19 protein-coding genes are annotated in these 19,669 nt (G+C 36.4%); 12 read left to right on the forward strand and 7 right to left on the reverse strand.

The window, feature by feature from the left end; translation table 11 throughout:
* The first annotated feature begins 2 nt into the window (after window positions 1-2).
* Window positions 3-1,007, forward strand: coding sequence for an AAA family ATPase (locus tag B154_RS29445; protein ID WP_018616459.1), 1,005 nt, complete (start codon window positions 3-5; stop codon window positions 1,005-1,007).
* Window positions 1,008-1,090: 83 nt separating this feature from the next.
* Window positions 1,091-3,091, forward strand: coding sequence for a hypothetical protein (locus B154_RS0121690; RefSeq protein ID WP_157580913.1), 2,001 nt, complete (start codon window positions 1,091-1,093; stop codon window positions 3,089-3,091).
* Window positions 3,092-3,397: 306 nt separating this feature from the next.
* Here B154_RS0121690 and B154_RS0121695 read toward each other — a convergent pair whose 3' ends face one another.
* Together B154_RS0121695 and B154_RS0121700 are read right to left on the reverse strand one after the other, a co-directional pair.
* On the reverse strand, window positions 3,398-4,471 hold the full coding sequence (locus B154_RS0121695; RefSeq protein WP_245542638.1) for a prolipoprotein diacylglyceryl transferase: 1,074 nt from the start codon (window positions 4,469-4,471) through the stop codon (window positions 3,398-3,400).
* A gap of 292 nt (window positions 4,472-4,763) precedes the next feature.
* Window positions 4,764-5,177, reverse strand: a complete 414-nt coding sequence (locus B154_RS0121700; protein WP_018616462.1) for a BrxA/BrxB family bacilliredoxin — start codon at window positions 5,175-5,177, stop codon at window positions 4,764-4,766.
* 222 nt (window positions 5,178-5,399) lie between these two features.
* Between B154_RS0121700 and B154_RS0121705 the strand changes: the two genes are divergently transcribed.
* From B154_RS0121705 to B154_RS0121720, 4 genes are all read left to right on the forward strand, one after another.
* The gene (locus B154_RS0121705) at window positions 5,400-5,828 is read left to right on the forward strand and encodes an Hsp20/alpha crystallin family protein (RefSeq protein WP_018616463.1); all 429 of its coding nucleotides are present in this window, start codon (window positions 5,400-5,402) and stop codon (window positions 5,826-5,828) included.
* Between the two features lie 191 nt (window positions 5,829-6,019).
* Window positions 6,020-6,883: a TraB/GumN family protein gene (locus tag B154_RS0121710; RefSeq protein WP_018616464.1), complete on the forward strand. Its 864-nt coding sequence runs from the start codon at window positions 6,020-6,022 to the stop codon at window positions 6,881-6,883.
* A 137-nt stretch (window positions 6,884-7,020) separates the two neighbouring features.
* On the forward strand, window positions 7,021-7,653 hold the full coding sequence (locus B154_RS0121715) for a deoxynucleoside kinase (RefSeq protein ID WP_033412373.1): 633 nt from the start codon (window positions 7,021-7,023) through the stop codon (window positions 7,651-7,653).
* Window positions 7,654-7,663: 10 nt separating this feature from the next.
* A complete protein-coding gene (locus B154_RS0121720) occupies window positions 7,664-8,914 on the forward strand; it encodes an MFS transporter (RefSeq protein ID WP_026260350.1) in 1,251 nt (416 codons plus the stop codon).
* 110 nt (window positions 8,915-9,024) lie between these two features.
* Here B154_RS0121720 and B154_RS0121725 read toward each other — a convergent pair whose 3' ends face one another.
* The gene (locus B154_RS0121725; RefSeq protein WP_018616467.1) at window positions 9,025-10,650 is read right to left on the reverse strand and encodes an ABC-F family ATP-binding cassette domain-containing protein; all 1,626 of its coding nucleotides are present in this window, start codon (window positions 10,648-10,650) and stop codon (window positions 9,025-9,027) included.
* Between the two features lie 306 nt (window positions 10,651-10,956).
* Here B154_RS0121725 and B154_RS0121730 point away from each other — a divergent pair, with 306 nt between their 5' ends.
* The 3 genes from B154_RS0121730 (at window position 10,957) to B154_RS0121740 (ending at window position 12,759) form a co-directional block, all read left to right on the forward strand.
* Window positions 10,957-11,832, forward strand: a complete 876-nt coding sequence (locus tag B154_RS0121730) for a helix-turn-helix domain-containing protein (protein WP_018616468.1) — start codon at window positions 10,957-10,959, stop codon at window positions 11,830-11,832.
* A gap of 66 nt (window positions 11,833-11,898) precedes the next feature.
* Window positions 11,899-12,285, forward strand: coding sequence for an ester cyclase (locus tag B154_RS30990; protein ID WP_018616469.1), 387 nt, complete (start codon window positions 11,899-11,901; stop codon window positions 12,283-12,285).
* Between the two features lie 36 nt (window positions 12,286-12,321).
* A complete protein-coding gene (locus B154_RS0121740; protein ID WP_018616470.1) occupies window positions 12,322-12,759 on the forward strand; it encodes a nuclear transport factor 2 family protein in 438 nt (145 codons plus the stop codon).
* A 100-nt stretch (window positions 12,760-12,859) separates the two neighbouring features.
* On the opposite strand, the gene B154_RS0121745 is transcribed toward B154_RS0121740, so the two are convergent.
* Window positions 12,860-13,312 carry a hypothetical protein gene (locus B154_RS0121745; protein WP_018616471.1) on the reverse strand — a complete coding sequence of 151 codons (453 nt, stop codon included), beginning with the start codon at window positions 13,310-13,312 and terminating at the stop codon, window positions 12,860-12,862.
* A gap of 230 nt (window positions 13,313-13,542) precedes the next feature.
* Between B154_RS0121745 and queG the strand changes: the two genes are divergently transcribed.
* Entirely contained in the window at window positions 13,543-14,463 is a 921-nt protein-coding gene (gene queG, locus B154_RS0121750; protein WP_018616472.1) for a tRNA epoxyqueuosine(34) reductase QueG, read from the forward strand.
* A gap of 94 nt (window positions 14,464-14,557) precedes the next feature.
* Here queG and B154_RS0121755 read toward each other — a convergent pair whose 3' ends face one another.
* From B154_RS0121755 to sppA, 3 genes are all read right to left on the reverse strand, one after another.
* On the reverse strand, window positions 14,558-15,073 hold the full coding sequence (locus B154_RS0121755; RefSeq protein ID WP_018616473.1) for an SRPBCC family protein: 516 nt from the start codon (window positions 15,071-15,073) through the stop codon (window positions 14,558-14,560).
* Between the two features lies 1 nt (window position 15,074).
* Window positions 15,075-16,181 carry an ABC transporter permease gene (locus B154_RS0121760; RefSeq protein ID WP_018616474.1) on the reverse strand — a complete coding sequence of 369 codons (1,107 nt, stop codon included), beginning with the start codon at window positions 16,179-16,181 and terminating at the stop codon, window positions 15,075-15,077.
* A gap of 79 nt (window positions 16,182-16,260) precedes the next feature.
* The gene (gene sppA / locus B154_RS0121765; RefSeq protein WP_018616475.1) at window positions 16,261-18,015 is read right to left on the reverse strand and encodes a signal peptide peptidase SppA; all 1,755 of its coding nucleotides are present in this window, start codon (window positions 18,013-18,015) and stop codon (window positions 16,261-16,263) included.
* Between the two features lie 61 nt (window positions 18,016-18,076).
* On the opposite strand from sppA, the gene folK reads away from it, so the two are divergent.
* The gene (gene folK, locus B154_RS0121770) at window positions 18,077-18,577 is read left to right on the forward strand and encodes a 2-amino-4-hydroxy-6-hydroxymethyldihydropteridine diphosphokinase (RefSeq protein ID WP_018616476.1); all 501 of its coding nucleotides are present in this window, start codon (window positions 18,077-18,079) and stop codon (window positions 18,575-18,577) included.
* A gap of 231 nt (window positions 18,578-18,808) precedes the next feature.
* Window positions 18,809-19,642 (forward strand): NYN domain-containing protein, encoded by an 834-nt coding sequence (locus B154_RS0121775; RefSeq protein ID WP_018616477.1) that lies wholly within the window; start codon window positions 18,809-18,811, stop codon window positions 19,640-19,642.
* Window positions 19,643-19,669: the final 27 nt, after the last annotated feature.

Here is a 19,669-nt window from a genome sequence, read left to right on the forward strand (position 1 = left end):
ACATGCAGCAGGAAATTATAGAGCAAAACATACAGATAGAAGAAGCCCTTGAAAATATTCAGAAACTGGTAGATAATATAGAAACGGTCATCCGTGGAAAGCGCATGCAGATTCAGTTTATCCTTACTGCGTTATTGGCTAAAGGACATATTCTAATGGAAGATAACCCCGGTACCGGTAAAACGGTGATGGCAAAGACCCTGGCGCAAAGCATTTCCGGAAGAAGCAACGAGGGAGGTGTTATTTTTAAACGTATACAATTTACTCCTGATTTGCTCCCGATGGATTTGATTGGTTCTCACATTTTTGATGATGTAAGGAAAGAATTTATTTTTAAAAAAGGTCCGTTGTTTTGTAATGTATTACTGGCAGACGAAATAAACCGGGCATCTCCCAAAGTGCAGTCTGCCCTGCTGGAATGTATGGCAGAACACCAGATAACCATCGGAGAAACCACTTATCCGCTAGAGAAAATGTTTTTCACTATAGCAACACAAAACCCGGTTGAAATGGAAGGTACATATCCTCTGCCTGCCGCCCAGTTAGATCGTTTTTTTATTAAAATTATTTTCGGTTATGTAGACGAAGAAACCGAATTGGATATTTACAATAATTACCTTGGCATTGCCAATAATCTTGCTCATATTCACCAGGTATTGAGCATGGAAGAAATACTGTTTTTGCAGGATGAGGCAGAAAAAGTATTTGTGCACGAAGAAATCGTAAAATCTGTCAGAAATATTGTTTGGGACACTCGTCGTCATACAGATATTGTGCTTGGCGCATCTACCCGAAGTGGTATCACTTTCTTAAAATGCTTAAAGGCCTTTGCACTTGTAAACGGAAGAACTTTCGTAACAGAAGATGATCTGCAAAAGATAACTCCAGCCGTTTTAGACCATCGTTTGATTTATCGCAACAGAGATGCTAAAGCGAAATCTCTTGCTTCTATTTTAAATAAAGAAATGGACAGGTTAAGCCGGTTAAAAATTGCGGAGCGCGCGTAAAAGCTGTAAACTATTTGATAAATGTTATTACAGAAACGAAGAACTGTACTAAATAAGCTTCGCTATATATCCAATAGATGAAAATGAAATTTGCTCTCTTTATAGTTTATTTGTTACTGGGGTTTAATAAAATAACTTTTTCACAGGGCAATCCAACTGCCAGGTATGAGATTGATGCAAAACGCATTGGGGTAAATCCTACAGATAAAGATGCATTGCCCAGAAGCCGTGAATTTATTCGTTTAGACAGTACGTATTATGTTGGGTATATGTTTGAAGGAATCTACAAATCTGACAGAAGCAGCGATTTTATCGGTTTTAAATATGCCATTCCATCTTTAAAAAAAGCCTTTGTATTACTGCAAAGAGATTATGGAAAAAGTTTAAAAAACTTATTTCGTTCTCCCCAGGAGTATATGGCTTCTATGAATCGTTATATCGATTTTTTGCAGATTGCCGGCACACTCAGAGAGTGCTACGATAATATAGAAATGCCCGATAGTGTAATGTGGGTTTTAAATAATGTTTCCAGCTACAATTTTCCTAAAGATCATCTTGGAGTGAACACCATAAAGGCCTGGACTTATCATCGCAACAGGTTCTTTACTTCTGAAAAATATGCTTTCTTAAAAAATTCTGTGGAAGAAAATGAAAAAGAAGCTTTTAACTATTGCTATTACGCACTAAACAGAATACAAAAAAATCGAGCGACGAATGATATTTGGTTTGGCCCCAACCAGGCTGAGGCGGATAAGATGAATGTGTACCATTACCTTGCCTTGCTGCATTGCTACAACAAAAACTATGATAGCAGCGAGTACTACTACCAGCGTCTTGCAGAAAGCGGTACAGTCTCGTGGAACAACTATGGGAACATGAAGATGGAAATAGGTGAGTTCGCTGTTTCAAACGAATATTTAAACAGGGACAAATACAAGTACACGCAAAAAATGCTGCGTGAGCCTTTCTACTACATCCCCATGTTGGATGTATATGCAGGACGAACCAAAGATGCGATGGCTCTGTGTAAGGAGGCTATTCAGAATGCCGGTTCTACACCCGGGTTCGGCTGGTATAATATTGCTCTTTGCAGAAGTTATATGTATGATGGCCAGCTGGACAGTGCTGAGTATGTTCTTCAAAAAGCTGCGGATTTTAAAGAGGTACATATTGGCACAACTCTTACTCAAAACCAGTACGATTTTACCATTAATCTTTTGAAACTGCAATTAGATGAACGAAAAGTTGCGTTGGTAAAATTTGAAAATGCAGGATGGTGGTACTCTCCTTCCTCGTTGTACAAAATAGCAGCTTTAAAAATTCAAAAGATGTTGTTACAGTATATACTCATTAATCAACTTTCGGCAAATCCTGAAAGAGACCGAACTGTGTATGATCTCTTTTGCGGAGAAAGCACAACTTCTTTCGATGAAGATTATTATCTCATAAAAGATTTCAGCCCTTCTTATTTTGAAAAAAAATACGAAAATTATCAGAAGACCGATAACCGCCAAAACGTTAAGAAATATTTTCGGCTGATGACTCACCAGATGCAATGGATGAACGGAGACGAAGACAAAGCAACGGAAGGTTATCAGCAAATGATTAAAGAAGTCAGATTGGATACCTCCAATGAAAAACTTTTTTTAGGCAGGCTATACGAAGGCTTGTCAAAAGGGAGTGATGAGAATGGTAGTGAAAAAGATTATGATTTTTATTCAAATGCATTATATGAAGAGTATCCTCAATTACTGCCATTTACAGGGATCACTTTGAAGATGAAATTAGTTACAAGTGGCGTAGATGACGAAGAGACAAAAAAAGTGGTAAAAGAATTAAAGCATTGCGAGATAAAATGGGCAGATGCAGCAGATGAAACTACACCGATTGCTACGATATCCTTCTTAAAGAAGGGTGACAGGTATGAGGCCACAGTAAATGTAAAAAACGGTTTAAATAAAAATATTGTAACTAACGAGAAAATGGTTTTTAAAAACACAGAAGGCGCTGGTAAAGAACTGGCTCTGAGATTATTTGGCAAAAGCGGAGCAATGATTTTTGAAAAAACAGATGCAGGAAATTAATTATAGGCTTAAAAAAAAACTGAAGAAGTCAAGCAGCATAAAATTAAATTGCTGAGGTAAAAGAACAAGTAAGGGATTAGTACTAATATGAAGAACACCCTTATGAGTTATTGCAATTAGCAACTACCAGTTTCCTTAAACAACATTAGTAGAGAATAAATCGATCTTGATATTTGCTGGCTTACAGTTGAACAAAATCTTAATTTCTCATTAAACTTAAAGAGACTTATCTAAAGAATATTAAAACTATTAAAAGCAATTTTAATTATAAAAATTTCAAGCCTTACAGCATAATCAGCTCTTCAATTAACTGACTACTTGTTCAGTTTTATTCTGAGTTATAAAAAAGATTAATAAACCTACACCGCTAATTACTAAAAAAGCTGCAATTAATTCTGCCTGGGTAGGGTTAATTCCAAAAATGTGATACTTTGTATTTACCCGTATCAATTCAATAAAAAATCTTTCTACTCCATTTACAATTAAATAAATAGCCGTCAACACTCCTGGTGTTGTAATCTTTTTCCTGATACTCCACAAAAAGGCAAACAACAACAGGCAGGCTACAATTTCGTATAAAGGAGTTGGAAAAACAGCGCTAGGCAGCTGAGAGCAATATTGCCCAAGGCAGTTTGGAATTTGAACTCCTTCGCCTATTACGTTATGAGGATAGTTATAAGCCCATGCCCAGTCAGGTAACCAGCTAAAAGGTTTTGGATGAGTATTTACAATACCCCAATCTCCATCGCCGGCAATCTGGCAACCCATACGTCCTATTCCGTAAGCAAGCATCATTGCCGGTGCGAAAGAATCAGCAACATGAATCGGATTCATATTGTTTCTTTTGCAATAATACCATATAGCAATGGTAGCGCATATAAGCCCACCGTAAAAAGTTAAACCGCTGAACGATATAAGAGAGCCAATAGGATCTTTTATCAGATCATCTATATTTTCAAGATTGTGAAAAATTTTTGCTCCTATAAAACCAAAGATAAAAGCATAAATAACCATATCTCCTACTCTATCCTGCGGCCATATTCTTATTATTCTCTCTTCAGGCTTAGCCAGTTTTACCTTATTCTTTTCCTGCCATTTCAAAAATGCGAATAAAAGTCCGCCAATTATACCTGCAACCCAGCTTCCTTTTGATGATAAAATGTAAGACTGCGTATCTATGAGTTCATGCCTGTCTAAATACGCCCCTATCAACTTATAGCCTAAAATAAATCCGAGAAAGAAATTTAAAAGCAGTTCGCCAATTGACGCTGGCTGGCCAACAACTATTTTTTCTTCTTTATAGGTAAGCAGGCCTTCTTTACTTTTTCGTTTTAGCTCTGAGGTCAATACAACCGCAGCGGCAATAAATGATAAGGCCACAAAAAATCCAAAAGAATTTATAAGTTTCAGTCCAGACCATTCAACTCCAAATAAATCTTTGAAGGCGTAATATAGATTGGGATACATTAATTAGAATTCGGTTCAATAAGGAAATGTACGAATTGCAATGATAAATACAATTCTTGATTAAAATAATTACAAGAAGAAAAACTAAGTATATTATAACTAAAAAACCTCCTCCATAGAAATAGAGGAGGTTATATTTACTAACCCATCCATGGCAACAAGCTGTAAAACCACACGGATGAAAACTTACATATTATTAATTGCACTAGCAATATTCTTCAAAAGCTGCGATAAGGTTACGAGCGATCATTTGCGCCGGTCGACCTTCTATCTGGTGTCTTTCTATAAAATGTACAAGCTCTCCATTTTTAAACAACGCAATTGCAGGTGATGATGGAGGATAAGGCAACAAATACTCACGTACCTTTTTAATAGCCTCTGTATCAAAACCGGCAAAACTGGTGGTTAAGTTCTCAGGTTTTTTATTTGCATTAGCCACAGCCATTAGTACACCTGGTCGGGCAGAACCTGCACTGCAACCACACACACTGTTAACCATTACCAAAGTTGTTCCTTCTTTGTTTATATACTCCTCTACAAGTTCGGGAGTATCTAGATCTTCAAAGCCGTTTTCTGTAAGCTCGGCCTTCATTGGTAATACTATTTCTTCTGGATACATTATTTTTTATTTAAATGAAAATCTACCGTTTTTATGTAGCAAAAATACGAATAAATGTAATTGGGAAGAAAAAAAGGAATGTTAATGGTAATAATGGCAGTCAAAAAACCAAAATGAGGACATTGTGTCACTTAACGAATAAAAAAGCTGTCTCTTTATCTCATTTACCCAAAAGGTATGTTGTTTGATTTATACTCGGCAAACAATTAAAAATTTAAAATTATGATAGTTGCAAAATCTTTTCCCGTAAACAAAACTTTGACTAGCGTGTTTGATGAATTATTTAATTCTCTTCCTTCTACCTCTGGCAATGAGGTAAGAAGCACAAAAGCTCCTGTAAATATCAGTGAGAATGAGAATGGATACAATATTGAATTTAATGTACCCGGCAGGAACAAAGAAGATTTTAAAATTAACGTTGACAAAGGATTGTTAACAGTCAGTCACGAAAAGAAAGAAGAAACTGAGACTAAAGATATTAAGGTGTTAAGAAAAGAATTTTCTTTCCAGAGTTTCACCCGTTCTTTTTCTTTGGATGAAAAAATAAACGCAGAAGGCATTGAAGCAAAATATGAAAATGGAATTTTGAAAGTCGTTCTTCCTAAAAAAGAAGAAGTTAAAATAGCACCTAAACAAATTTCAATACAATAATACGATTAAACGTAGCGTATAATAAGTAGTCAAATTAAAATAGTAGTTAAGATTGTTTCATAGCAGTTGGTTTTGGTTTTGAAAAACCCGATGTATTCACATCGGGTTTATTTTTTTCTTAAAATCCCCCAAATGATACTTTTAGATAGTATTGAATTGTAGTTTCACGCGCAAATATTACCATTATCGCCATGCATAAAAGCTTCGTCGTTGTAATGACATTTATCGGATTGATAGCAGGAGCAAAAGCACAGGCTCCAAAAGAGAAAACATTGTTGTGGGAAATATCAGGCAAAGGCATTACAAAACCATCCTGGCTGTTTGGCACAATACATTTAATGTGTACCGATGAATTAAAAATGCCTAAAGTTGTAGAAGCGAAATTTAATACGGCCAGTAAGTTATTTTTAGAAATAGATATGGACGACCCCAACATGATGAAAGATATGCTGTCGGGCATGCAAATGAAAGACTCCTCGACGTTGGAGAACTTAATGGGGAAGAAGTTTGACTCTGTCAGCACCATTTTTCAAAATACAACAGGTATGCCTCTCAGAATGCTAAATACTGCCAAACCATTTCTTCTCATATCCATGTTATACCCCTCTATTTTGCAGTGCACGCCGGTAAGTTGGGAAAGTGTTTTTCAAAAAATGGCAAAAGAAAAAGGTATGGAGATTGAGGGGCTGGAGAAGCTGGAGGACCAGATGAAAATCTTTGATAAAATCCCTTATAAACTTCAATCGGACATTTTAGTAAAAATGCTTTTAAATATCGACAGTTCGAAAAAAGAGTTTGACACTATGCTTGACGTATATAAACACAAAGACATTAATCAGCTAAACGTTCTAACAAATAAAGAAGAAGATTTTGGAGAATATACTGACATTCTTCTTGATGATCGAAATCATAATTGGATACCGGTAATAGGTGAGCAAGCTAAAAAAATGCCTACTTTTTTTGCTTTTGGCGCCGGGCATCTTGGAGGTGAGAAAGGAGTTATCAATCTATTAAGAAAAGCAGGGTTTACTGTAAAACCCGTATTTTATCAATAATTTTTAAAGAACTTTAATCTTATTTCACTTACCAATACCATTTTATATACCTCAGTTAATTCTTAAACCTTTAAGACATTTAAAAACTGTTCTAACATTTTTACGTAGGTTTGGCGCTTAGTTTTTCAGCGTTTTCTATGCAGTATAATTATATTACAATTGAAGGAAATATCGGCGCCGGAAAAACTACCCTTGCCCGTATGCTTTCTCAAGAACTGAACGCAAGATTGATTTTAGAAGAATTTGATGAGAACCCTTTTCTGGCAAATTTTTATGAAAATCCTGAGAAATACGCTTTCCCGCTCGAATTATTTTTTATGGCGGAGCGCTATAAACAATTGAAGGATTTGCTGCAAATGCAAGGTTTATTTAAGGAAATAGTTGTCAGCGACTATATGTTTACCAAATGCCTGCTCTTTGCCCAGGTAAACTTACCTCCTGAAGAATTTAAATTATACCAAAAACTCTTCGACATCATTCAACAGCAATTGTTGCAACCTGATATTCTCATATATCTTCATGCCCCTGTCAGCAAACTGCAGGAAAACATAAAAAAAAGAAACCGGGAGTATGAACAGTTAATACCCGACCAATACTTATCGAATATACAGGAAACGTATACAAGCTATATTAGGCAGAATAATCAAAAAACAATTTTTATAGATGCTTCCAATGCAGATTTTGAAAACAATAAAAATCAGCTTGCAATAGTATTAACTGCTTTGGAAAGCGATATTGCCGAAGGGCAACATTATTATACTTTACCTTAATCTGATACTTTTGACTCAAACTATAACTTATCAACACAATCCATTAGCTGCAGTACAAATTCCCGAATATAGGAATATGCTTATAGGTCGTTTTTGTTTTGTAATGGCTTTAAGAATGCTCAGCACACTGGTAGGCTGGTGGATGTATGAACTAACAAACGCTCCTTTTGCCATTGGGTTAATTGGTTTGGCGGAAGTTGTCCCCGCTCTGTCGCTAGCCTTATATGCAGGGCATGTTATAGATATTAGCGAAAAAAGAAAACTTTTACTAAAAGGAATTTCGGGATATGTAGTGTGTGGTGGCATTTTATTGTTTCTTTCCACAAAGTATTTCAGTAACCACAGCAGCAAGTCAATTATTGTCGGAGGAATATATACGGTAATTTTTATTTCGGGGATAATCAGGGCTTTTTCGGGGCCCGTTTTTGGCGCTATTCTCGGCCAAATGGTTCCGCGTGAAATTTTGCCTAATGCCATTACCTGGAACCAAGGCACGTATCTTTCAGCTTCGGTAACAGGTCATGCTACGGCCGGCTTTTGTATAGCTTTTTTTAAAAATACAGGCACCCTTGTAGTCATAGTTTCCCTGCTGGTAATAGCATTGTTTATGCTTACAAAATTATCAGCAAAACCTGCAGCTGCAACTAACGGAGACAAACGCACCTGGGAAAGTGTACGCGAAGGATTGCATTTTGTTTTTAGTACAAAAGAAGTTTTGGGTGCTTTATCTCTTGACCTTTTTGCAGTTCTATTTGGCGGTGCTGTTGCTATGGTTCCGGTATATGCCAGGGATATTTTACATGTAGGTCCTATCGGTTTCGGGTGGCTAAATGGCGCCACCGACATGGGAAGCATCATTATGGTGATTGCTCTTACCATTTTCCCTTTAAAGGGTCAGCAGGGCCGAAAGTTGCTGTTTGTTGTTGCCGGGTTTGGAATGTGTATTATTGTATTTGGACTATCGAAAACCTTTTGGGTATCTTTTGTTGCTTTATTGGTTAGTGGACTTCTTGATGCTATTAGTGTAGTTGTGAGAGGAACTATTGTGCAAATGAAAACCCCTGATGAAATGCGCGGACGTGTAATGAGCGTAAACTCTATGTTTATAAACAGCAGCAACGAGCTGGGGCAGTTTGAAAGCGGGCTGTCAGCAAAACTGCTGGGAGTTGTTCCATCAGTTGTATTTGGAGGTGCAATGACAATAATGGTCGTTCTTGTTACATGGTTTAAAGCTCCATCATTACGTAAAATGGAATATTGATACTAAGATCTCAATATTATTAAATTAAAAAAGTCAGTAAAAAGGTTTTAAAACATATTTACTGACTAATGGATATATTGGTGTTACGCTTACCACTTTCTGCAATAACTCTACTTATACAGTTCTTCTCTCAACCCCTTCACGCGATCATCCTGCAGGTACTCATCAAAGGTCATCAGTCGATCAATTATACCTTTAGGTGTGAGCTCGATAATACGGTTTGCTACGGTTTGTATAAAAGTATGGTCATGGCTGGTAAGCAATACAATTCCTTTAAAGTTGGTGCAACTTTCGTTGAATGATTGAATGCTTTCCAAATCGAGATGGTTGGTTGGTTGGTCAAGAATAATGACATTTGGATTTTGCAACATCATCCGGCTGATCATACAACGCACCTTTTCTCCCCCGCTAAGCACTTTTGTTTTCTTCATTATCTCATCGCCGGTAAATAACATTTTACCAAGAAAACCCCTTAAAAAAGGTTCATCTACATCGGTCACATAAGGTGGCACATACTGACGAAGCCAATCCATGAGGTTAAGATCACTTTGAAAAAATTCATTGTTTTCTAAAGGAAGATAAGCCGTTGTAACCGTTGTACCCCATTCGTACTTACCACTATCAGGCTGCATTTCGTTATTAATAATTTCAAAAAAACTTGTAACCGCGAGTGGGTCTCTGCTTATAAGAGCAATTTTATCGTTTTTATTGATGCTAAAATTTACTTTATCAAACAGTTTACGACCATCAACAGCTTTGCTTAAATTTTCTACATTTAAGATCTGGTTACCAACTTCACGTAACTGTTGAAATATTATTCCCGGATATTTTCTGTTGCTGGGTTCAATCTCTTCAATTGTTAGTTTTTCCAAAGCTTTTTTACGCGATGTTGCCTGTTTGCTCTTTGAAGCATTTGCACTAAACCTGGCTATAAAATCAAGTAAGTCTTTCCGCTTTTCTTCATTCTTTTTATTCTTATCGCTCATCTGGCGTGCCATTAACTGGCTACTCTCGTACCAGAAAGTATAGTTACCGGTAAATATTTTAATCTTAGCCCTGTCAACATCGGCCACGTGTGTACACACGGTATCTAAAAAGTGACGGTCGTGGCTTACTACCAATACAATATTCTGATAGTCTGCAAGAAAGTTTTCAAGCCAACCGATTGTTTCAATATCGAGACCGTTGGTAGGCTCATCAAGCAAAAGAATATCCGGATTTCCAAAAAGAGCCTGTGCAAGTAAAACACGAACTTTAAAATTTCCCGGAATATCCTTCATCATACTATTATGATATTCCTCTTTTACCCCCAGGCTGCTTAGTAATGTACCTGCCGCGCTTTCTGCTTCATAGCCGCCCATTTCACCAAATTCACCTTCCAGTTCGCCTGCACGCATACCATCTTCTTCGGTAAAATCAGCTTTTGCATAAATTAATTCCCTTTCATGCATTATCTCCCACATCTTACTGTGGCCCATCATCACCGTATTAAGTACTGTCTCATCCTCGTAAGCAAATTGGTTTTGCTTTAAAATCGCCATTCTTTCACCCGGAGTAATCTCAACACTGCCTTTATTTGGCTCTATTTCACCGCTTAATATTTTTAGAAAAGTTGATTTTCCTGCCCCGTTAGCACCTATCACCCCATAACAGTTACCTTTTACAAAATTCAGGTTAACTTCATCAAACAACACTCTTTTGCCATACGCAAGCGTTACATTTTTTACACTGATCATCCCTTATTATAATTTGAGGCGCAAAAGTAAGGAATGTAATTTATCGGAATGTACAAGTTCTTAGTTTAGTGCCTTTGGAGCAGAAATAATAACCATTTTTTTTAATTATATTAAAGAAATAATGTATATTGTATGAAAACAATAGAGAGTTTTTTTTGAATCATTTAATTATTACTCTTAATAATTACTCTATGATTTTTACGTGAGAAGAAATAACTGTGAAAATATCCAGTTCCCGTTGCAGCTGTCACCTTTTTTTAGATAGAATTTCAAAAACACATGAAAAATTTTTAAAATTTTTCCGTTATGCCTATTACCAGCCAGGCAGATATTCTTCCCTTAATTCGTCACTTATGCCTTGCATTGCAACCTTATGCGTCTTCCCAGAACATCTCTATAAATTTTACCAACAGTATAAAAAATCTCTATGTTTATTATAATCCCTTTAAGGTTATAAAAGACGTTTCAGGAATCTTATTTGCTATTATTTCTTATCTGCCTAAAGAACATATCATTGATTTGAAAGCATCCGTTGATATAATAAATGATGTCGGTGTCTTTAAACTGCATTTTCACAATTCCCAAATAAATTTACCGGCAATCTCGGATATAACGAATAACATTAACTTTCCCGTTTCCGTCATTCAGGAAAAAGCTAATGAAAGTGAGATTATTATGGCCTTTCAGGAAGATGCAGATGTAGGAAGGTATAATGAGTCTGACGCTTTAAGAAAAACAAATGTAAAAATCCCTGTATTTTTCGAAGAAGTTCAACGAAGGCTAAAATTGTACTTTACAAAAACAGATCCGCAAGCGATTTTTATGCCGGAACAAAATGCAAAAGATTCGGGATTTCTTAGAAAGTTAAATGAAGTAATACAACATAATATCAATAATGAAAAATTTGACGCCAATGCTCTTAGTAAAGAAATGGCTTTGAGCAGGGCACAACTGCTAAGAAAGATGAAACCGCTTATAAGGCAATCCCCTGGCTGTTACATTAAAAGCCTTCGATTGCAGAAAGCAAAAGAACTACTGGAAAGCAACGATCTTTCTGTAAGCGAAGTAGCTTATAAAACCGGGTTTCAAACGCCAAGCCATTTTACAAAAGTTTTCATCGAAAAATTTGGGATAAGACCTTCTGTTTTCCGGAGGCCAAAAACTAATGTAACAAATGAATAAGTAATTGCAACAAATGAGATAACACCTTACTTCAGCCGCTGGCTACCTTTATTAAAAAATAAATATATGGAACAGCTAAAACAAAATAAAGAATTCATTGTCCGTTATTTTAATGCAATAAGTGGCGTTCCTAAAACACGGGCATTAATGGACAAATTTGCCACGGACGAAAGTTTAATCCATCACATTGAATTCTTCGAAGCAGCTTTTCCTAAGTATGAATTGTTTGCCGATGAAATTACGGCAGAAGGCAATCGTGTTGTTTTACGAGCACGGTTTAAAGGAACACACATGGGAGAACTTAGTGGCATACCGCCGACCCACAAAACAGTTGAGTTTCAATTTGCGATAGGATACGAAATTGAAAACAATAAAATAATCTCTCATTGGCTGATAGCCGACCAGATGGGATTGATGGAACAATTGGGTGTGCTGCAAGGAGAAGCAGTTTGAGGAACGATAAATTTTATCATTTAAAACCTACATATTATGAACACTACTAACAGTTCTCGCACAAATTATGCTGACACGCTCGAGGCTCCTGACAATTATCTGGCTGATTACGACGCAATCATTAATACAATGCAGTATTACATTGAAGGCTCAAAGGCCGGTAAAAGTGAATTGATGCGTCCCGGTTTTCATTCAGAAGCCAGCCTCGTGGGTTATGCCATGGGAAACTTTCTCTTTGGACCAGTACAGATATTGTTTGATTGGATTGACGGCAACGGTCCTGCCCCTGACATTGAGCCCAATTTTGCCAGTATCGAAATTCTTGAAACCATTGCAGTAGTGCGTCTCGAAGTCAAGAACTGGTCGGGGAAAATAGCAGGTTCCGGAGTTAACATGTCGGATATTTTCAACCTGGTTAAAACAGAAGAAGGGTGGAAGATTTCACAGAAGATGTTTCATTGGCACGCCAAATAAATAACAAATACTTCCAATTCAATTTAAGAGGTGACTTTATTGGCACCTCTTAAATTAGAAAACAGTCTTACATTCTGCTTTTTTACTTCAAACTTCCGACTTACTTGCCTCCTACTTCCAGCTTCTGATTTCTAACATCCCTCTTCTCGTCAACTTCCTCTGTAGTTTTTTTCAGTTCTTCCTCTTTTAAGTTGGCATCGAGCCGTTCTTTTTTGATGTCAATTCTCAACCGCCCAAATGCACTCATATATAGGTTGGCAATCCAGACGAGTGAAAAACCGCCAATTAAATATCCTCTCCAATCATCAAAAACCAAATGATACCTGGTAATGATTAAAAAGAAAATAGTTACGTAATGACTAAAACAATATTCGCAGGTAAAAAGGTAAAAAAACTTTCTTTGCAACAAGGAATTGCAATTTTTACTTTTGTCAACGCAAAAATCTCTCGGCTCACGAAAAACTTCTTCATGAGTTACTGTCCAGGCAATACATGCAATTGGTGTTGCAAGCAAAAAAAGATAGATAATTTGTAGGTTTAAGGGCAAATTCATTACTTTTATTTTAGCTCTACTGCTAAATAAAATATTTTGCCAGCTAGCAAAGGGGGAAGTCTATGCACAAAATAAGAGCCTGTTGCAAAAAGAGAATACAATAAGCTCCCCTTTCACAAACTTTTCTCATTCTTTTGACAGCCTTTTTAAAATTTTTAATAACATTTGTCGCCTTTGCTCACAACGCCTTTAAATAAGAGAAGATTAAAATCTTTAGAAATAAATATTGATTGAAAGACAAGCATACGATATGGATCAAAGAAAAAAGTAAGCAACTTGGCTTTGACTATTGTGGTATTGCCCGAGCGAAAAAACTGGATGATGACGCCCGACGTTTAGAAAACTGGCTAATGAAAGGAATGCATGGAAAAATGCAATACATGGAAAATTATTTCGACTTACGTACTGACCCAACCAGGCTTGTTCCCGGCGCTAAAAGTGTTATCACAGTTATGATGAATTATTTTCCTGAAGAAATGCAAAAACCCGAAGCTCCTAAAATTGCCAAATATGCTTACGGGAAAGATTATCATGAAGTAATTCGCGAAAAGTTGAAGCAATTGTTGGCGAGGATGAAAGAAGAAATTGGAGAACTAAACGGTCGTGGCTTTGTTGACAGTGCGCCTGTACTGGAAAGATCGTGGGCCACTAAAAGTGGACTTGGGTGGGTAGGAAAAAACGGGAATCTTATAAATAAACAGGCAGGGTCATTTTTTTTTATCGCTACACTCATTGTAGATATTGAACTATTGTATGATGATCCTTTTGCTAAAGATTACTGCGGCAGTTGCCGTAAATGTATAGAAGCGTGCCCAACTGATGCCATATTAGAAAACAAGGTAGTCGATGGCAGTAAATGTATAAGCTATTTTACTATAGAATTGAAAGATGCTCTTTTACCTGAAGACATAAAAAACAAATTTTCTAACTGGATGTTTGGTTGCGATGTTTGCCAGGATGTTTGTCCTTGGAACAGGTTTAGCAAACCAAACAAACAAATAAGCTTTACACCTCTCCCACAGATTTTAAATTTTACAACCCAGGATTGGGAAGATTTAACTGAAGAAAGTTTTAAACACATTTTTAAAAATTCTCCGCTTAAAAGAAGCAAGTTTGAGGGAATAAAAAGGAATTTAAAGTTTATTTCCTAAATCTTATAAACTGGAATTTGAGGAATGAATAAAAATGTTTTTTAACCTTTCCCTTATTTATCTTCGACCTTTCTATAACAGAAAGCAAATTTTATTACAATTCTTCCTGGCTCTCCACTTTCTTTTTTAGATTTTCCAGGCTTTTTTCCATAAAGGGGCCAATGGTTTTATTAGAAAGTATAGAAGCTAATTTTTGCCACGGATACCATTTTACCTTCTGAATGAAGTTCCACTGCAAAGTCATTGATGATGATGAATCCTTGCGTATAAAATTAAATTCTCCCATTATGGGATTGTTTGAACCTGTTTGCCATACCGCTTTTATTTTGCCAGGTAAAGCTTCCTGAATGGTAATGGTTGTCTTATCCATTGTAAGTGAAGAGCCTTTACCAACAGTTGTTAAAGAGTAAGAAGTGTTGGAAGAATCATAATTTGCATACCAATTTTGCCATTTGGTTATATTGTTTATATAAGCATAAACAGAGTCTGCAGGTGCATTTATATCTATAGCCCTTGATATATTTGTTTGCGAAGGCAGCAACAGAGAAAATGCCGTCAGCAGCAAAGCAAATAATACTATACTTATTAATCCAAATTTTATAAATCGCATATTATTCCCACTTAAAAACTTTTACAGCCACTGCATATACTACAACTGTCCATAACGCAAGTATGCCTAACTCAGTGAGACAATCACTTAAATGAGCGCCTTCAAAAGCAATTTTTCGCATAGCATTATTGAAATGAGTGAGTGGAAGCAGTTTACAAAAAAATTGAAGCCATGATGGAAAAACGTCTATTGGAAAAAATGTTCCTGCCAGCAGGAATTGGGGCAATGTAACCATATTAGCTAATGGCGGAATTGTATTTTCGGTTTTTGCGATGCCGCTTACAATGAAACCAAAACCCATAAATAATATTAAGGATAAAAAGCTTAAAACCATTATTTCAAAAAACGTTGTTGCGCCGTGCACTAAAGTGTAATGAAAAGCAAATCTGCCTATTAAAATAATGATGACAGCGGTTGACAATTGAAAGATAACCCTGCTAAGGGCTTCTCCCAATATAATATAAGGCCGTTGAATAGGAGTAGCATAAAACCTTTTAAGAACAAGCTGCTGGCGAAGATTAAAAAACAAAAAAGCAACTCCAAAAACTCCTGCACTCAGTAAGGAAAAACCTAACTGACCTGGTAAAATAAAATCGATGGTCCGATATGTTCTTCCTGGTATTTTTTCGACGTTCTCATTAATAGCTGCAAAAGTTGGAGTGTTAGGATATTGCCGTACATTAATATTTGCTATTATTGAGTTTATAATTGATTTTAGAACCTGCAGGTTTTGAGGACTTACGGACTCAGCGCTCTTTACATCAATTATATATGGAGGAGATGCGGCCTTGTTCTTTTGTATGTTTATTACTGCCGTAATTCTTCCTTTTTCAATATCTTCCTGTAATTGTGCGTCAGCTTCACGAACAATCTTTATTCCCGGTACACTTTTTAAAGCGGTGTAGACCTGGTTGGTTGTGTCTGCAGATTTATCAATAGCAATACTAAATGAAATCTTGTTGGTTCCCCCAATAAAGCCAAAAACCAAAATAAAAACGAGTGGAAAAGCGAGACTGAACAACACACTGGAAGGGCTTTTTAACAGGGCTCTTAAACTTGCCTTTGTAATAGACCATAAAGCAGTGAACTGGTTATATTTTACATTCATAAAAACGCAAAGAGACAAAATCTATCTTAATAATATAATAAACAATTTAGTATTAACGTTTTGAAAAAATATTTATTGGTTACCTGATACTTAATTCAAAAGGTAAACGGGCCTGCGGAACAGCAATCATACTTTTGATGTTTTTCATCTGCTGTAAAATGTTATACTGCTCTTCGCCTATTTCTTCTTTAATTGTTTCAGCTTTCACATCTTCTTTATAGTTTTTAAGAAGATCTTCAATAAAATTCCTTTTTTCAGGGTACTCTCTTAAAGTGTATTCTTTTTGATTACTCATTCTAGCAGCGCAGGCAACTGCATCATTTATATTTCCTAACTTATCTACAAGACCAATTTGTACTGCTCTCTGTCCTGTCCACACACGTCCCTGTGCTATACTGTCCACTACCGACAGCGATAACTTTCTGCCTTCTGCTACCCGGCTTTTAAAAGTGGTATAAATGGTATCGATACTATTTTGAATAAATTGTTTTTCAGCAGTATTTAATGGTCGGCTTGCCGAGGGCATGTCAGCAAAGGGACCGGTTTTAACGCCGTCAAAAGTAATCCCCAATTTATTGTTGAAAAACTTTTTCATATTAGGAATGATTCCAAAAACTCCAATGGAACCGGTGATAGTATTGGGTTCCGCAAAAATACTATCGGCATTACACGAAATATAATACCCACCTGAAGCTGCTACATCACCAAAACTTACAACAACAGGTTTTTCCTTTTTAGCAATTGATATTTCACGCCAGATCTCTTCGCTTGCCAATGCACTGCCACCAGGTGAATTGACCCTGAAAACAATTGCTTTTATATTTTTGTCTAACCTTACTTTTCTTATAAGATTTCTGTATTCATCAGAACCAATTACACCATCTTTTCCTTTTCCATCTGTTATTTCTCCTTCTGCATATATTATCGCAATCCTGCCTCCTCCGTTTGGTGTAAAATCTACTGCTTTTGCATATTTGCCCAGGCTTATAAAATTGATTTTATCATCCCGGCCAATTTTAATATTCTTTATGATTTCACTTTTTACTTCATCATCATACCTCAACCCATCTATCAGGTGAAACCTTACTGCTTCTGACGCAGTTTGCACAAGTCCTGTATTAGCCAACTTGTGTAATCGCCCTGTATCTAACTCACTTTTTTCTGCAGCCGATAACAAAATGCGGCTGTACAGATCATTGAGGTAAACAGATGTTTGCAGCCGGTTCGGCTCTGTCATTTGGTATGCGCGTAGAGGTTCTGTTGCACTTTTAAATTTTCCGGCATAAAAAATCTGTGGTTCTATTTCCAGTTTCTCTAAGGTTCCTTTTAAGAAAAACAATGTACTTTCCAATCCCCGCCAGTCTACTGTTCCCTTTGGGTTGCAGTACAGTCTGTCAGCAACACTAGCTACATAATAAGCTTTCTGACTTATGACATCTCCAAAAGCAATTATAAACTTTTTGCTTTTTTTAAAATCTGCTAGTGCATTTCGCAGTTCTTCGCTTGCAGCAAATCCATTAGCATTATCGTCACTTTTTATATAGATACCTTTAATAGAACTGTCACTTTTGGCAAAAGCTATCATCCTCACTACATCATATAATCCGGGTACATTTTCGTCAGGATTTCCACGTAAGGTATTAAGAGGACTTTCACTTTTTTGTTCTTTGTATTCTTTGGTAAGGTCAACAACCAAAATACCCTTGCTTCCAATGTAGGGTTTATTATCAGATGTTACACTGGCAACGATTGCAAATATGATAAGAATACCAACCAGCGCAAAAACAAGCAGTGCAAGAAATGAAGCAAGAAATATTTTAAAAAAACTTCTCATTAGAATTTATAATTAAGAGTGCAAATTAAAGATATTTGAACGGCGGAAATAATCATAATTTATGAACGATGTATATTTACTGACTGGCGGCAATATCGGTGACCGGTTATTGAACCTGCAACTGGCAATTGAACAAATCGAAAAACATATTGGTACAGTTTTAAAAAAATCAGTTGTTTACGAAACCGCAGCCTGGGGAGTAACAAATCAAAGCTCTTTTTTAAACCAGGTATTGCTGGTATCAACCAATTTACCTGCCCAAAAATTATTGCAAACATTATTAGATATAGAACAACAATTGGGAAGAAAACGAATCGAAAAAATGGGACCAAGAACCGTTGATATTGATATCCTGTTTTATAACAACGAAATAATTTCATCTCCTCGCCTGACTGTTCCCCATCCGCAAATTGCTAACCGTCGTTTTGTCCTAACTCCTTTAAACGAAATAGCTTCCGGCTTTGTTCATCCTGTTTTACAAAAAACAATTACCGAACTTCTCGAAGCATGCCCTGACCCGCTCGAAGTAAAAAAACATATTTCTGTAAATAAACCGATATAAGTTACAAACAAAAAAAAAGAAGGAAAGTTAATTTTTGTTACAAACAAAGAACCACAGATGAAGCTTTGGTTGCGACGCTCCTTTCATCTGTATCGATTCTATTGATCATTTTTTAATTTTTATTTTCGAACTGAGCATCTCATATACAACTAGTATTAACTATTTCCTGTTCATGCAACTTTCCTTCCAATTTATCCAATTCTTCAAAATCCAAGTTCTGACAAAACGCAAATGCAATTCAGACAATTGTATCTTGCATATATGGAAATGATCAAAGACTTAAGACTTGCAGTATTAATAGATGCTGATAATGTTCCATACAGTAACATTAAAGAAATGCTGGAAGAAATTGCCAAATATGGCACGCCTACTTTTAAAAGAATTTATGCGGATTGGACCAAACCAACTGTATCAGGATGGAAAGGGGTTCTGTTAGAAAGTGCCATAACGCCGGTGCAGCAATACAGTTATACATCGGGCAAAAATGCCACTGACTCTGCTATGATTATAGATGCGATGGATATTCTCTATTCTGGTCGAGTTGACGGGTTTTGCATTGTTTCAAGCGACAGCGATTTTACAAGACTCGCCATAAGATTGCGGGAAGCCGGAATGAAAGTTTTTGGTATTGGACAGAAGAAAACACCGGTTCCATTTATTTCGGCGTGCGACAAATTTATTTACATAGAGATTTTAAAAGCGGAAGAACAATCTTCACAACCATCAAAAAAGACAAGGACAAGAAAAGCAGCCAAATCAAAATCGGCAGAAATTACCGAAGTCGTTGAACCATTAGAAAGTACTACTCCACCTATTGAAAAAATAGATAAGGAATTAATAAAACTAATTGCTGACAGTGTCAACGACCTTGCAGACGAAGAAGGATGGGCTTTTTTGGGCGACCTTGGAAATTTAATATTAAAAAAACAGCCAGACTTCGATTCGCGTAACTATGGTTTTAAAAAGTTGCTTCCATTAATTAAAAGCCTGAACAGGTTTGAAATTAACGAAAGAGGAACCGGTAAAAACAATATCGTCCTGGTTTACGTGAGAACTAAAAGGTAAGGCGTCAATAGTTTGTTGTTGTAGAAA

It is taken from the genome of Segetibacter koreensis DSM 18137, from assembly GCF_000374045.1.
Lineage (GTDB): Bacteria > Bacteroidota > Bacteroidia > Chitinophagales > Chitinophagaceae > Segetibacter > Segetibacter koreensis.